This window comes from Streptomyces sp. MST-110588, from assembly GCF_022695595.1.
Lineage (GTDB): Bacteria > Actinomycetota > Actinomycetes > Streptomycetales > Streptomycetaceae > Streptomyces.
In genome coordinates this window covers 2,398,281-2,412,222 of the sequence record NZ_CP074380.1, presented here as the reverse complement: position 1 = coordinate 2,412,222, position 13,942 = coordinate 2,398,281, and the positions used below count along the sequence as shown (strand labels likewise).

Annotated in this window: 13 protein-coding genes; 12 read left to right on the top strand and 1 reads right to left on the bottom strand. The window is 69.2% G+C overall.

Annotated elements, in window-relative coordinates:
• Positions 1-165: 165 nt before the first annotated feature.
• The 12 genes from glyA (at position 166) to KGS77_RS10440 (ending at position 11,751) form a co-directional block, all read left to right on the top strand.
• Entirely contained in the window at positions 166-1,518 is a 1,353-nt protein-coding gene (glyA, locus tag KGS77_RS10495; protein ID WP_242580494.1) for a serine hydroxymethyltransferase, read from the top strand.
• 98 nt (positions 1,519-1,616) lie between these two features.
• The gene (locus KGS77_RS10490) at positions 1,617-2,978 is read left to right on the top strand and encodes an MraY family glycosyltransferase (RefSeq protein WP_242580492.1); all 1,362 of its coding nucleotides are present in this window, start codon (positions 1,617-1,619) and stop codon (positions 2,976-2,978) included.
• 302 nt (positions 2,979-3,280) lie between these two features.
• Positions 3,281-3,718, top strand: a complete 438-nt coding sequence (locus KGS77_RS10485; RefSeq protein ID WP_242580490.1) for a hypothetical protein — start codon at positions 3,281-3,283, stop codon at positions 3,716-3,718.
• 279 nt (positions 3,719-3,997) lie between these two features.
• Complete coding sequence (gene atpB, locus KGS77_RS10480) at positions 3,998-4,795, top strand: F0F1 ATP synthase subunit A (RefSeq protein ID WP_242587403.1); 798 nt, start codon at positions 3,998-4,000, stop codon at positions 4,793-4,795.
• A gap of 81 nt (positions 4,796-4,876) precedes the next feature.
• Entirely contained in the window at positions 4,877-5,143 is a 267-nt protein-coding gene (gene atpE, locus KGS77_RS10475; RefSeq protein ID WP_242580487.1) for an ATP synthase F0 subunit C, read from the top strand.
• A 44-nt stretch (positions 5,144-5,187) separates the two neighbouring features.
• The gene (locus KGS77_RS10470; RefSeq protein ID WP_242580485.1) at positions 5,188-5,760 is read left to right on the top strand and encodes a F0F1 ATP synthase subunit B; all 573 of its coding nucleotides are present in this window, start codon (positions 5,188-5,190) and stop codon (positions 5,758-5,760) included.
• Positions 5,757-6,572 carry a F0F1 ATP synthase subunit delta gene (locus KGS77_RS10465; RefSeq protein ID WP_242580483.1) on the top strand — a complete coding sequence of 272 codons (816 nt, stop codon included), beginning with the start codon at positions 5,757-5,759 and terminating at the stop codon, positions 6,570-6,572. The genes KGS77_RS10470 and KGS77_RS10465 overlap by 4 nt, the downstream gene beginning before the upstream one ends.
• Positions 6,573-6,693: 121 nt before the next feature.
• Positions 6,694-8,286 carry a F0F1 ATP synthase subunit alpha gene (atpA, locus tag KGS77_RS10460; RefSeq protein WP_242580481.1) on the top strand — a complete coding sequence of 531 codons (1,593 nt, stop codon included), beginning with the start codon at positions 6,694-6,696 and terminating at the stop codon, positions 8,284-8,286.
• A 20-nt stretch (positions 8,287-8,306) separates the two neighbouring features.
• Positions 8,307-9,227, top strand: a complete 921-nt coding sequence (locus KGS77_RS10455) for a F0F1 ATP synthase subunit gamma (protein ID WP_242580479.1) — start codon at positions 8,307-8,309, stop codon at positions 9,225-9,227.
• A 5-nt stretch (positions 9,228-9,232) separates the two neighbouring features.
• On the top strand, positions 9,233-10,687 hold the full coding sequence (gene atpD, locus KGS77_RS10450) for a F0F1 ATP synthase subunit beta (protein ID WP_242580477.1): 1,455 nt from the start codon (positions 9,233-9,235) through the stop codon (positions 10,685-10,687).
• 111 nt (positions 10,688-10,798) lie between these two features.
• Positions 10,799-11,182, top strand: coding sequence for a F0F1 ATP synthase subunit epsilon (locus tag KGS77_RS10445; RefSeq protein ID WP_030258514.1), 384 nt, complete (start codon positions 10,799-10,801; stop codon positions 11,180-11,182).
• 119 nt (positions 11,183-11,301) lie between these two features.
• Positions 11,302-11,751, top strand: a complete 450-nt coding sequence (locus KGS77_RS10440; protein WP_242580475.1) for a DUF2550 domain-containing protein — start codon at positions 11,302-11,304, stop codon at positions 11,749-11,751.
• Between the two features lie 191 nt (positions 11,752-11,942).
• Here the strand turns inward: KGS77_RS10440 and KGS77_RS10435 are convergent, their stop codons facing one another.
• The gene (locus KGS77_RS10435) at positions 11,943-13,796 is read right to left on the bottom strand and encodes a glycoside hydrolase family 18 chitinase (protein ID WP_242580473.1); all 1,854 of its coding nucleotides are present in this window, start codon (positions 13,794-13,796) and stop codon (positions 11,943-11,945) included.
• Between the last annotated feature and the right edge of the window lie 146 nt (positions 13,797-13,942).

Here is a 13,942-nt window from a genome sequence, read left to right as displayed (position 1 = left end):
GCGGCGACCGGGCTCCGGGGGCACCGGCGGGGCCGAAAGGGGCCCACGAGGGCCCTGGGAGCCGCCGCGCAGGCCCGGCGGGGCACGGCCGGCCCGCACACCGCGCCCGAACCTCCCACCGCGCCTACATTGGGACTACGTCCCGTACGAGGCCCGGAGCCCGCCATGCCCGCCACCACCGCGTCACCCCGGAGTCACGCCCCCACGGCCGCCGCTCGCGCGCGTGAGCAGCGCCCGGCCGGACGGCGCGAGGAGAGCACCGACGTCCCGGGAGCCGCGTGGGGCCCGGGGTTCGCCGCCCTGCTGCGCCAGGACCCGGAGATCGCCGACGTGCTGCTGGGGGAGGCCGCCCGCCAGGGCGAGAGCCTCCAGCTCATCGCCGCCGAGAACTTCACCTCGCCCGCCGTGCTCGCCGCCCTCGGCTCGCCGCTGGCCAACAAGTACGCCGAGGGCTACCCCGGCGCCCGCCACCACGGCGGCTGCGAGATGGCCGACCTCGCCGAGCGGATCGCCGTGGAGCGCGCCACGGCCCTCTTCGGCGCCGAACACGCCAACGTCCAGGCCCACTCCGGGTCCTCGGCCGTCCTGGCCGCCTACGCCGCCCTGCTGCGCCCCGGCGACACCGTCCTGGCCATGTCCCTGCCGCACGGCGGGCACCTCACCCACGGCTCCCCGGCCAACTTCTCCGGCCGCTGGTTCGACTTCGCCGGCTACGGCGTCGACCCGGACACCGGGCTGCTGGACTACGACCGGATCCGGGCGCTGGCCCGCGCCCGCCGCCCCAAGGCCATCGTCTGCGGCTCGATCTCCTACCCGCGGCACATCGACTACGGCGCGTTCCGCGAGATCGCCGACGAGACCGGGGCCTGCCTGATCGCGGACGCCGCCCACCCCATAGGGCTGGTCGCCGGGGGCGCGGCGCCCAGCCCGGTCCCGTACGCCGACGTGGTGTGCGCCACCACCCACAAGGTGCTGCGCGGGCCCCGGGGTGGCATGCTGCTGTGCCCGCGGGAGCTGGCCGAGCGGGTGGACCGGGCGGTCTTCCCCTTCACCCAGGGCGGTGCCCAGATGCACACCATCGCCGCCAAGGCCGTCGCCTTCGGCGAGGCCGCCGGCCCCGCCTTCACCGCCTACGCCCACCAGGTCGTCGCCAACGCCCGGGTGCTGGCCGACGCGCTGGCCGCGCAGGGGCTGACGGTCACCACCGGCGGCACGGACACCCACATGATCACCGCGGACCCGGCGCCGCTGGGTGTGGACGGCCGCGGCGCCAAGGGGCGGTGCGCCGCCGCCGGGATCGTGCTGGACACCTGCGCGCTGCCGGGGCCGCCGGACGCCCCCGTACGGCGGACCGGGCTGCGGCTGGGAACGGCGGCGATGACCACCCAGGGCATGAAGGAGTCCGAGGCGGCGGTGGTCGGCGCGCTGATCGGGGCGGCGCTGCGGGAGGTGCCCACGGCCCGCGCGCAGACCCTCGCACTGGTCCGGCGCTTCCCGCCTTATCCCGGCCAGAACTGAGTACTGCAACCATCCAGGGGTACGGGAAGTCTTCCCTACGTGCACGGACAGGGGGTGGGCACGCATATGGTGTGTGGCTGTGATGGCCAGCGATACCAATGGGGCAGCCCGTGCGTGAATACCTGCTGACGCTGTGCGTCACGGCCGCGGTCACTTACCTCCTGACCGGACCGGTGAGGAAATTCGCCATCGCGGCCGGCGCGATGCCGGAGATCCGCGCGCGTGACGTGCACCGCGAACCCACACCGCGGCTCGGCGGGATCGCGATGTTCGGCGGGTTGTGCGCGGCGCTCCTGGTCGCCGCCCATCTGACCAACCTCAAAAGCGTCTTCGAGTCCAACGAGCCGCGCGCGCTGCTGTCGGGCGCCACGCTGATCTGGATCCTGGGCGTACTGGACGACAAGTGGGGCGTGGACGCCCTGGTCAAGCTCGGCGGGCAGATGATCGCCGCCGGTGTGATGGTCCTTCAGGGCCTGACGATCCTGTGGATCCCCGTCCCCGGCATCGGGACGGTCTCGCTGAGCCCCTGGCAGGGCACGCTTTTGACGGTGGCCCTGGTCGTCATCACCATCAACGCCGTCAACTTCGTGGACGGCCTGGACGGGCTGGCCTCCGGGATGGTGTGCATCGCCGCCGCGGCGTTCTTCATGTACGCCTACCGGATGTGGTTCGGGTACGGCATCGAGGCGGCGGCGCCGGCGACGCTGTTCTCCGTGGCCCTGATGGGCATGTGCCTGGGCTTCCTGCCGCACAACATGCACCCGGCACGGATCTTCATGGGTGACTCCGGCTCCATGCTCATCGGCCTGGTGCTGGCGGCCGGCGCGGTCTCGGTGACCGGCCAGGTGGACCCCGACCTGCTCAACCAGAAGGCGGGCAGCGTCCGGGAGGCCACCCATGCGATGGTGCCGGTCTACATCCCGCTGCTGCTGCCGCTGACGGTCATCGCGGTGCCGGTCGCGGACCTGGTGCTGGCGATCGTGCGGCGCACCTGGAAGGGGCAGTCGCCCTTCGCGGCCGACCGCGGGCACCTGCACCACCGGCTGCTGGAGATCGGCCACTCCCACAGCCGGGCCGTGCTGATCATGTACTTCTGGTCCGCGCTGATCGCCTTCGGCGCGGTGGCGTACTCGGTCAACAACGCCAGCGGCTGGGTGGTCATGGGCATCGTGCTGCTGAGCGCGGTGGGTCTGGGGCTCCTGCTGATGCCTCGGTTCACCCCGCGTGCGCCGCGCTGGGCGGAGTGGATGGTGCCGCCGCGGTACCGGCGCCGGGCCCACCTGGGGGCCGCGGGGACGGCGGGGGCGCAGGACGCGCAGACGGCGGGTGCGGCCCGTACGGAGGCGCGGGGCGAGCGGGAGGATGGGGGCCTGCCGGTGCCGGCGGGCGTCAACGGTGCGACCGCGATCGGCGACCGGTCACGTTTCGTGGACCGGCGCAAGGCCGGCAGCCGGCACTGAACCGCCACCGGAACGGGGGATTCGATCACGCCAAACGTGTTCGGGATCCGGACTTTCCGCCGCCATAGCAGACATACCGCAGCCTGTCAGCGCTCTGACGCGCGGATTACTGCTCACGTGTGACGGGTAGCACACCGAGCAGGTAAAGACCTCATCAAATAGTTTGTGATACCGTTCACGAAACCCGGTGACAGAGCCGAAGGACTGGAGTGCGACCGTCCTTGGGCCTCAAGGTTCCTCCTCGGCCCGGGTCTACGCTCGTCCCCGACGACACCACCCCCACCCCATGCCGGAGCGCCGCCATGCAGTCGAATGACGCCCGACTTTTCCTCCATGCCCTCGTACCCACTCTCGCCGTCGGCGTGATCGCCGCCGCGGTCAGCGGTGTGGTCGCGGGCGGGCAGGGAGCGGTCGGGGCCGGCGTGGGCACGCTCCTGGTCGTGGCGCTGATGGGGTCCAGCCTCGTCGTGCTCCAGCAGACCGCCAAAAAGCTGCCGCAGTTGTTCCAGATGATGGGTCTGCTGCTGTACACCGTGCAGATCGGACTCATGGCGGTCTTCGTCCTGGTGTTCAAGGACGCCACGTTCTTCGAACCCAAGGCATTCGCGTTCACGCTGCTCGGGGCGGTGCTGGTGTGGATCGCCGCGCAGACCCGCGGACACATGAAGGCGAAAATCCTGTACGTGGATCCCGATTCCGCCGAGACGAAGACGCCCAAGACGGCGGGACCGGCGACGTGAGGCGTAGGGCCGGAATAAAAGCCCCTCCCGGAGCCTGCTATCGTCCGGTGCCAACTGCGGCACAGTTGGCGCAGGCGGCTGCGCTTCCGAGTTCCACGAGGTGGAACGTGCAGTGCTCGCGGCCGATGCCTGTGATCCGGCCCGGCCCCACGCCGGCCAGCCGCCCCTCAATCCGTAAGACCAGTCCAGTGCCGCTCCGTGGCTCAACGCCGCGCCGACACAACGAGGTTGCCGTACCCATGCGCCACGCTGAAGGAGCTCGCGGTGAGTGCTGAAACGATGCTCGCCTTCGACACGGAGTGCCACCTCTTCATCCCGGGGTGTGGCTTCGAGGCCCCCGGCCTTCATTCGTTCGTCTTCGAGCCCCTCTTCACCATCGGTGATTTCAACTTCAACAAGCCGATGCTGCTGGCTCTGCTCAGCACGGTTGTCGTCGTGTGGTTCTTCTGGGCCGCCTTCGGCCGCGCCAAGGTGGTGCCGGGCAAGCTGCAGATGATCGGTGAGGCGGGCTACGACTTCGTGCGCCGCGGGCTCGTCTATGACGCGCTCGGCAAGAAGGAGGGCGAGAAGTACGTCCCCTTCATGGTCTCGCTGTTCTTCTTCGTATGGATCATGAATCTCTGGTCCATCGTCCCGGTCGCCGCCTTCCCGGTGACCTCGGTCATCGCCTTCCCCATCGGCCTGGCGCTGGTCGTCTACGTCCTGTGGCTGTCCCTGACGTTCAAGAAGCACGGCTTCATCGGCGGTCTGAAGAACATCACGGGCTACGACAAGTCCCTCGGCCCGATCCTTCCGCTGATCATGGGCCTGGAGCTGCTCCAGCACCTGATCATCCGGCCTTTCACCCACGCGGTCCGGCTCTTCGCGAACATGTTCGCGGGTCACATGCTGATCCTGATGTTCACCATCGCGAGCTGGTACATGCTCAACGGTGTCGGCGTCGTCTACGCGGGCGCGTCCTTCGTGATGGCCATCGTGATGACCGCCTTCGAGATCTTCATCCAGGCCGTTCAGGCGTATGTCTTCGTGCTCCTGGCCTGCAACTACGTTCAGGGCGCGCTCGCCGAGCACCACTGAGCACCCCGCCTCCCCGCCCAGTAATAAAAGACGTCCGGTGGCCAACCCCCACCGGTCCGTGAAAGAGAAGGAAGTAACGGCATGTCCGCTGCTCTCGAACTGCTGAACCTCGCCGCCCCCGGTGACAACGCCAAGACCACGCTGGTCGGTAACGTCGCCTCCATCGGTTACGGCCTGGCCGCGATCGGCCCCGGCGTCGGCGTCGGCATCATCTTCGGTAACGGCACCCAGGCGCTGGCCCGTCAGCCCGAGGCGGCCGGCCTGATCCGTACGAACCAGATCATGGGTTTCGCCTTCTGTGAGGCGCTCGCCCTGATCGGCATCGTCATGGGCTTCGTTTACAAGTAAACGAAACACATCGCGACCAATCCTTTTAGACGGAAGGCACTGATGTGATCGCCCTGGTACACATGGCGTCGGACGTGGAGGTTCCCGAGAACCCCCTGTTCCCGCCGATCCCAGAGCTTGTCATCGGCCTGATCGCCTTCTTCATCGTCTTCGGCTTCCTCGCCAAGAAGCTCCTCCCGAACATCAACAAGGTTCTGGACGAGCGCCGCGCGGCGATCGAGGGTGGTATGGAGAAGGCCGAGGCCGCCCAGGCCGAGGCTCAGCAGGTCCTGGAGGACTACCGGGCCCAGCTCGCCGAAGCCCGCCACGAGGCCGCGCGCCTGCGCCAGGAGGCACAGGAGCAGGGCGCCACGCTCATCGCCGAGATGCGCGCCGAGGGCCAGCGGCAGCGTGAGGAGATCATCGCTGCCGGTCACGCCCAGATCGAGGCGGACCGCAAGCAGGCGGCGCTGACCCTGCGCCAGGACGTCGGCAAGCTCGCCACCGACCTGGCCGGCAAGCTCGTCGGCGAGTCCCTGGAGGACCACGCCCGGCAGAGCCGCACCATCGACCGCTTCCTCGACGAGCTCGAGGCCAAGGCGGCGGCGGAAGCGACGAAGGCCGAGGCCGGACGATGAACGGAGCGAGCCGCGAGGCGCTGGCCTCCGCACGCGAGCGCCTGGACGCGCTGACGGACAACACGGCCGTCGACGCGGCACTGCTCGCCGAGGAGCTGGCCGCCGTCACCGCTCTGCTCGACCGCGAGGTGTCGCTGCGCCGGGTCCTGACCGACCCGTCGCAGGCCGGCGAGGCCAAGGCCGAGCTGGCCGGGCGCCTGCTGGGCAGCCAGGTCGGCGGCGAGACCGTCGATCTGGTCTCCGGCATGGTCCGCTCCCGCTGGTCGCGCTCGCGCGACCTGACGGACGCGCTGGAGGAGCTGGCGTACAGCGCCGACCTCACCGCGGCGCAGCGGACCGGCGACCTGGACGACGTCGAGGACGAGCTGTTCCGCTTCGGCCGGATCGTCGCCTCGTCCAGCGAGCTGCGCTCGGCGCTGACCGACGCCAGGGCGGACGCCACGGCCAAGGCCGGGCTGCTGCGCTCGCTGCTGGGCGGCCGGGCCAACCCGGTCACCGAGCGGCTCGTGGTCCGTCTTGTCGCGCAGCCGCGGGGCCGTAGCCTGGAAGCGGGGCTCGACGCCCTGACGAAGCTGGCCGCGAACCGCCGGGGCCGCATGGTCGCGGTGGTCACCTCCGCCGTGCCGATCAGCGACAGCCAGCGGGAGCGCCTGGGCGCCGCGCTGGCCGGGATCTACGGCCGGCAGGTCCACCTGAACCTCGACGTGGACCCCGAGGTCCTGGGCGGGATGCAAGTGCGGATCGGCGACGAGGTCATCAACGGGACCATCGCGGACCGCCTCGAAGAGGCGACCCGGCGGATGGCCGGCTGACCCAGCCACCAACTCAACAAGTACGGCGGCCCGAGTTGGGCCGTAAGCGGAACCCTCCGGGGGAAAAGCCCCCGGATGCCGCAAGTAACTTCGGGCCCAACAAGGAGAGCAGGGAACCCAGATGGCGGAGCTCACGATCCGGCCGGAGGAGATCCGGGACGCGCTGGAGAACTTCGTCCAGGCGTACAAGCCGGACGCGGCCTCGCGCGAGGAGGTCGGGACGGTCAGCGATGCCGGTGACGGCATCGCGCATGTCGAGGGCCTTCCCTCGGCGATGGCGAACGAGCTGCTGGAGTTCGAGGACGGCACGCTCGGTCTCGCGCTGAACCTGGAAGAGCGCGAGATCGGCGCGGTTGTCCTCGGTGAGTTCAGCGGCATCGAGGAGGGCCAGCCGGTGCGCCGCACCGGTGAGGTGCTCTCGGTCGCCGTGGGCGAGGGCTACCTCGGCCGCGTCGTCGACCCGCTGGGCAACCCGATCGACGGCCTCGGCGAGATCGAGTCCGAGGGCCGCCGCGCCCTGGAGCTGCAGGCTCCCGGCGTCATGGTCCGCAAGTCGGTCCACGAGCCGATGCAGACCGGCTACAAGGCCGTCGACTCGATGGTGCCGATCGGCCGTGGCCAGCGTCAGCTCATCATCGGCGACCGCCAGACCGGCAAGACCGCTCTGGCCGTCGACACCATCATCAACCAGCGCGACAACTGGCGCTCGGGCGACCCGAAGAAGCAGGTCCGCTGCATCTACGTCGCCATCGGCCAGAAGGGCTCCACCATCGCGTCCGTGCGCGGTGCGCTGGAGGAGGCCGGCGCCCTGGAGTACACGACGATCGTCGCGGCCCCGGCGTCCGACCCGGCCGGCTTCAAGTACCTGGCGCCGTACACCGGCTCGGCCATCGGCCAGCACTGGATGTACCAGGGCAAGCACGTCCTGATCATCTTCGACGACCTGTCGAAGCAGGCCGACGCCTACCGCGCCGTGTCGCTGCTGCTGCGCCGCCCGCCGGGCCGTGAGGCGTACCCGGGTGACGTCTTCTACCTGCACTCGCGTCTCCTGGAGCGCTGCGCGAAGCTCTCGGACGAGCTCGGCGCCGGTTCGATGACGGGTCTGCCGATCGTGGAGACCAAGGCGAACGACGTGTCGGCGTTCATCCCGACCAACGTCATCTCCATCACCGACGGCCAGTGCTTCCTGGAGTCCGACCTGTTCAACGCGGGCCAGCGCCCGGCGCTGAACGTGGGTATCTCCGTCTCCCGCGTCGGTGGCTCCGCCCAGCACAAGGCCATGCGCCAGGTCTCCGGCCGGCTCCGCGTGGACCTCGCCCAGTACCGCGAGCTGGAGGCGTTCGCCGCCTTCGGTTCCGACCTGGACGCGGCCTCCAAGTCCCAGCTCGAGCGCGGCAAGCGGATGACCGAGCTGCTCAAGCAGAGCCAGTACGCCCCGTACCCCGTCGAGGAGCAGGTCGTCTCCATCTGGGCCGGCACCACCGGCAAGATGGACGACGTGCCGGTGGAGGACATCCGCCGCTTCGAGCGGGAGCTCCTGGACTACATGAACCGGGAGAAGAAGGAGCTGCTGAACAGCATCCTGGAGGGCGCGAAGATGTCGGACGACACCATCCAGGCCCTCACCGACTCCGTCGCCACCTTCAAGCAGCAGTTCGAGACCTCGGACGGCAAGCTGCTCGGTGAGGACGCTCCGGTCAGCACCAGCAAGTGACGACGGAAGGGACCTGACCAATGGGAGCCAAGCTCCGGGTCTACAAGCGTCGCATCCGCTCCGTCACCGCGACCAAGAAGATCACCAAGGCGATGGAGATGATCGCCGCCTCGCGCATCGTCAAGGCGCAGCGCCAGGTGGCGGCATCGACGCCGTACGCGAGTGAACTGACCCGCGCGGTGACGGCGGTTGCCACCGGATCCAACACCCAGCACGCGCTGACGACCGAGGTGCCCAGCCCGACGCGGGCCGCGGTGCTGCTCATCACGAGCGACCGCGGTCTGGCCGGCGGCTACTCCGCCAACGCCATCAAGGCCGCCGAGCAGCTCACCGAGCGGCTCAAGGCCGAGGGCAAGGAGGTCGACACCTACATCGTCGGCCGCAAGGGTGTGTCGTACTACGGCTTCCGCGAGCGCAAGGTCGTGGATTCGTGGACCGGCTTCACCGACAGCCCGACGTACGCGGACGCCAAGGCGGTCGCCGGGCCGCTGATCGAGGCCGTACAGAAGGACACGGCCGAGGGCGGCGTGGATGAGCTGCACATCGTCTTCACCGAGTTCGTCTCGATGATGACGCAGACGCCGGTCGAGGACCGGCTGCTGCCGCTCAGCCTCGACAAGGCGGCCGAGGCGGCGGAGGAGTCCTCCAAGGGCGAGATCCTGCCGCTGTTCGACTTCGAGCCCTCGGCGGAGGACGTCCTGGACGCCCTGCTGCCGCGGTACGTGGAGTCGCGCATCTACAACGCGCTGCTGCAGGCCGCCGCCTCCAAGCACGCCGCCACCCGGCGTGCGATGAAGTCGGCGACCGACAACGCGGAAGAGCTCATCAAGTCGCTCTCGCGGCTTGCCAACGCGGCCCGCCAGGCCGAAATCACCCAGGAAATCAGCGAGATCGTCGGTGGCGCCAGCGCACTGGCCGACGCGACCGCGGGGAGTGACTGACAACTATGACCACCACTGTTGAGCCGACCGCGGCAGCCGGCGTGGCCCAGGGCCGCGTCGCGCGCGTCATCGGCCCGGTCGTCGACGTGGAGTTCCCCGTCGACGCGATGCCGGACATCTACAACGCGCTGCTCGTCGAGGTCTCCGACCCGGCCGAGGCCGGCAAGCTCAAGACGCTGACTCTTGAGGTCGCCCAGCACCTCGGTGAGGGCCTGGTCCGCGCCATCTCGATGCAGCCCACCGACGGTCTGGTCCGCCAGGCCCCGGTGACCGACACCGGCGAGGGCATCACCGTCCCGGTCGGCGACGTCACCAAGGGCAAGGTGTTCAACACCCTCGGCGAGATCCTGAACGTGGACCCCTCCACGGTCGAGGTCACCGAGCGCTGGCCGATCCACCGCAAGGCCCCGGGCTTCGACCAGCTCGAGTCCAAGACCGAGATGTTCGAGACCGGCGTCAAGGTCATCGACCTGCTGACCCCGTACGTCAAGGGCGGCAAGATCGGTCTGTTCGGTGGTGCGGGCGTCGGCAAGACCGTCCTCATCCAGGAAATGATCTACCGCGTGGCCAACAACCACGACGGTGTGTCGGTGTTCGCCGGTGTCGGCGAGCGCACCCGTGAGGGCAACGACCTCATCGAGGAGATGTCCGACTCCGGCGTCATCGACAAGACGGCGCTGGTCTTCGGCCAGATGGACGAGCCGCCGGGCACCCGTCTGCGGGTCGCGCTGGCCGGTCTGACGATGGCGGAGTACTTCCGTGACGTCCAGAAGCAGGACGTCCTCTTCTTCATCGACAACATCTTCCGGTACACCCAGGCCGGTTCCGAGGTGTCGACCCTGCTCGGCCGGATGCCCTCCGCGGTGGGTTACCAGCCGAACCTGGCCGACGAGATGGGCATCCTCCAGGAGCGCATCACCTCGACCCGTGGTCACTCGATCACCTCCATGCAGGCGATCTACGTCCCCGCGGACGACCTGACCGACCCGGCGCCGGCCACCACCTTCGCCCACCTGGACGCCACGACCGTTCTGTCGCGTCCGATCTCGGAGAAGGGCATCTACCCGGCGGTGGACCCGCTGGACTCCACGTCCCGCATCCTGGACCCGCGGTACATCTCGCAGGACCACTACGACTGCGCCATGCGCGTCAAGGGCATCCTGCAGAAGAACAAGGACCTCCAGGACATCATCGCGATCCTTGGTATCGACGAGCTGGGCGAGGAGGACAAGCTCATCGTCCACCGCGCCCGCCGGATCGAGCGCTTCCTGTCGCAGAACACCCACGTGGCGAAGCAGTTCACCGGTGTCGACGGCTCGGACGTGCCGCTGGACGAGTCCATCACGGCGTTCAACGCGATCGCCGACGGTGACTTCGACCACTTCCCCGAGCAGGCGTTCTTCATGTGCGGTGGCCTGGAGGACCTGAAGGCCAACGCCAAGGAGCTGGGCGTCTCCTGAGCCCCGTGCTCGTGTTCCGGGGGCGGCCGGTGGCCGCCCCCGGTGCTCACGCCCACTAGTATTCGACCCAACATCTGCCGAGCCAGGCAGGTGGAGACCCGAGGAGCCATCGTGGCTGAGCTGCACGTCGAGTTGGTCGCCGCGGACCGTCAGGTCTGGTCCGGCGAGGCCAGCCTGGTCGTCGCGCGCACCTCGTCGGGCGACATCGGCGTCATGCCCGGACACCAGCCGCTGCTCGGTGTGCTGGAGTCGGGACCGGTGACGATCCGTACGACCGGTGAGAGCGGGGACGGCACCGTCGTCGCCGCGGTGCACGGCGGCTTCATCTCCTTCGCCGACAACAAGCTGTCTCTGCTCGCGGAGATCGCCGAACTGTCGGACGAAATCGATGTCCAGCGCGCGGAGCGGGCCTTGGAGCGGGCGAAGTCGGAGGCCGATGCAGCCGCCGAGCGCCGCGCCGATGTCCGGCTGCGTGCGGTGGCGGGCGTTCACTGAGCCCTCCACCGACGAGGCACGTCCCTCAGCCGCGGGCTGCGCTGGAATCTTCCAGGGCGGCCCGCGGCTGAGGCAATGCAGGATTGTTTCCCGAATATAAGGCGAGGAGGTCGGTGGAGATGGTCCTCGCTCTGCTTGTGAGCGGCGCGATCGTCGTCCTGGTACTGCTGGGGCTCTTCGTCTTCGGACTGAGGCGGCGGCTGATCCAGCGGTCCGGCGGGACGTTCGACTGCAGTCTGCGCTGGAACGTCCCCGAGGAAGAGGACGATTTCAGCGGCAAGGGCTGGATCTACGGCGTCGCGCGCTACAACGGTGACCGGATCGAGTGGTTCCGCGTCTTCTCGTACGCGCCCCGGCCCCGTCGCCTACTGGAGCGGTCCTCCATCGAAGTCCTCCAGCGGCGCACCCCGCAGGGCGAGGAGGAGCTGGCGCTGCTCTCCGACTCGACCGTGCTCGCGTGCCGGCACCGCGGTACGCGTCTGGAGCTGGCGATGAGCGAGGACGCGCTCACCGGCTTCCTCGCCTGGCTGGAGGCGGCGCCTCCGGGGCAACGAGTCAATGTGGCTTAAATAAGGGGAGCTCGTTGGTTGGGGGTGCCCCCGGACGGAGTCTGGGGGAGGGTGAATGTCGCCTGAGTTTGCCCGGCACGCGTGGTGAGGCCGGGGAGGCGGGGGCGACACCGCCTCCCCGGCCGGTCCGGGGACGGATCGTGCGGGGCCCGGTCAGGCCGTGATGTCCGTCGTCACTGTCATCGCTGTCGTCACTTCAGACCGCTGTCGATCGCGGTCATCAGTTCACCGTCGGCGGTGTCGCCGCTGAACTCCCAGAAGAAGGCACCGCCCAGGCCCTGCTTCTTGGCGTAGCCCATCTTCCCGGTGATGGTGGCCGGGGTGTCATAGCTCCACCAGTTGCTGCCGCAGCGGGCGTAGGCGGTGCCCGCGACGGTGCCGGTGGCCGGGCAACTGCTCTTGAGGACCTTGTAGTCCTCGATGCCCGCCTCGTACTTGCCCGGGGCCGGGCCGGTGGCGGTGCCGCCGGGGGCGTCCTGGGTGACGCCGGTCCAGCCGCGTCCGTAGAAGCCGATGCCGATCAGCAGCTTCTTGGCGGGGACGCCCTTGGCCTTGAGCTTCTGCAGGGCGGCGTCGGTGTTGAAGTCTTGCTTGGGGATGCCGGGGTAGGACGTCAGGGGCGAGTGGGGGGCGGTGGGGCCGGTCTTGTCCCAGGCGCCGAAGAAGTCGTACGTCATCACGTTGTACCAGTCGGCGTACTGCGCGCCGCCCGCGTAGTCGGCCTTGTCGATCTTGCCGCCGTCGGAGGCGTCGGCGGTGATCGCGGCCGTGACGAGCTGCTTGCCGAACTTGGCGCGCATGGCCTTGAGCATCTCGCTGAAGGCCGCCGGGCCGCTGCTGTCACAGGACAGGCCGCAGGCGTTGGGGTACTCCCAGTCCAGGTCGATGCCGTCGAAGAGACCGGCCCAGCGCGGGTCGTTGACCAACTGGTAGCAGGAGTCGGCGAAGGCGGCCGGGTTCTTGACCGCGTCGGTGAAGCCGCCGGACCAGGTCCAGCCGCCGAAGGACCACAGGACCTTGATGTGGGGGTACTTCGCCTTGAGCTTCTTGAGCTGGTTGAAGTTGCCGCGCAGCGGCTGGTCCCAGGTGTCGGCGACGCCGTCCACGCTCTGGTCGGCGGTGTACGCCTTGTCGGTGGCGGCGTAGGCGTCGCCGACGGTGCACCTGCCGCCCTGGACGTTGCCGAAGGCGTAGTTGATGTGGGTGAGCTTGGCCGCGGAACCGGAGGTGACCAGGTTCTTCACGTGGTAGTTGCGGTCGTAGACGCCCCACTCGGTGAAGTAGCCGAGCTTGACCTTGTCACCGGTGGGCGGTTCCGGGTCGCCGCCGCCCCCGGTGGTCCGTACGACGGTGGCGGGGGAGGGCGGGCCGACCTGGTCGGCGGTGTCGCGGGCCCGGACGGTGTAGGAGTAGTCGGTGCCGGGCTTCAGGCCGGAGTCGGTGTAGGCGAGCTTGGGGACGGTGGCTATCTTCGTGCCGTCGCGCAGCACGTCGTAGTCCTTGACGCCCTTGTCGTCCTTGGCCTCGGTCCAGGTCAGCCGGACGGAGGTGTCGGTGACGGAGCCGGCCACCGGCTTGCCGGGGGCCGAGGGCGGGGTGTCGTCGGGACTCGTGCCGTCACAGGGCCCGCCGTTGACCTTGCAGCCGGCGGGGCTGCCGGAGCCGGCGCCGTTGAACCCGAAGCTGGTGCTGGCCCCGGGGGCGAGGGTGCCGTTCCAGCTCAGGTTCTTGGCGGTGTAGTGGCCGCCCGAGCCGCTGACCGAGGCGTCCCAGAAGGCGCCGACGGTGGTGCCGGCGGGGAAGTCCCACTCGACGGTCCAGCCGTTGATGGTGGTGGTCCCGGTGTTCTTGACCGTCCACCTGCCTTCGAAGCCGCTTCCCCAGTCGGAGACCTTGACGTAGGTGGCGGTCGCCGATTCGGCGGCGTGGGCGTCGGTGGCCGTGGCCAGGCCGAGGAGGGCCGCCACGGGGAGCAGGAGCGCGGTGAGGGCCGCCAGGGCTCTGTGCCGGCCGCTGTCGGAGCGTGGAAGGGTTCCGGATCTCAAGAGGGGCTCCTGGGGTGGGAGTCGGAGGGGAGTACGGAGGAACCGGTGCCGCCCGGTGAGCGCTGTGCGGGGTGCTCACCGTCATGTTTCAGGGGAGAGTAAAAAGGTCCAGACCTTAGGTCAAGAGGTCTGGACCAACGAGGTTG

Bases quoted from the DNA above. Each gene is read 5' to 3' on its own strand.
- glyA (WP_242580494.1), top strand. From the start codon at position 166: ATGCCCGCCACCACCGCGTCACCCCGGAGTCACGCCCCCACGGCCGCC.
- KGS77_RS10490 (WP_242580492.1), top strand. From the start codon at position 1,617: ATGGGGCAGCCCGTGCGTGAATACCTGCTGACGCTGTGCGTCACGGCC.
- KGS77_RS10485 (WP_242580490.1), top strand. From the start codon at position 3,281: ATGCAGTCGAATGACGCCCGACTTTTCCTCCATGCCCTCGTACCCACT.
- atpB (WP_242587403.1), top strand. From the start codon at position 3,998: ATGCTCGCCTTCGACACGGAGTGCCACCTCTTCATCCCGGGGTGTGGC.
- atpE (WP_242580487.1), top strand. From the start codon at position 4,877: ATGTCCGCTGCTCTCGAACTGCTGAACCTCGCCGCCCCCGGTGACAAC.
- KGS77_RS10465 (WP_242580483.1), top strand. From the start codon at position 5,757: ATGAACGGAGCGAGCCGCGAGGCGCTGGCCTCCGCACGCGAGCGCCTG.
- atpA (WP_242580481.1), top strand. From the start codon at position 6,694: ATGGCGGAGCTCACGATCCGGCCGGAGGAGATCCGGGACGCGCTGGAG.
- KGS77_RS10455 (WP_242580479.1), top strand. From the start codon at position 8,307: ATGGGAGCCAAGCTCCGGGTCTACAAGCGTCGCATCCGCTCCGTCACC.
- atpD (WP_242580477.1), top strand. From the start codon at position 9,233: ATGACCACCACTGTTGAGCCGACCGCGGCAGCCGGCGTGGCCCAGGGC.
- KGS77_RS10440 (WP_242580475.1), top strand. From the start codon at position 11,302: ATGGTCCTCGCTCTGCTTGTGAGCGGCGCGATCGTCGTCCTGGTACTG.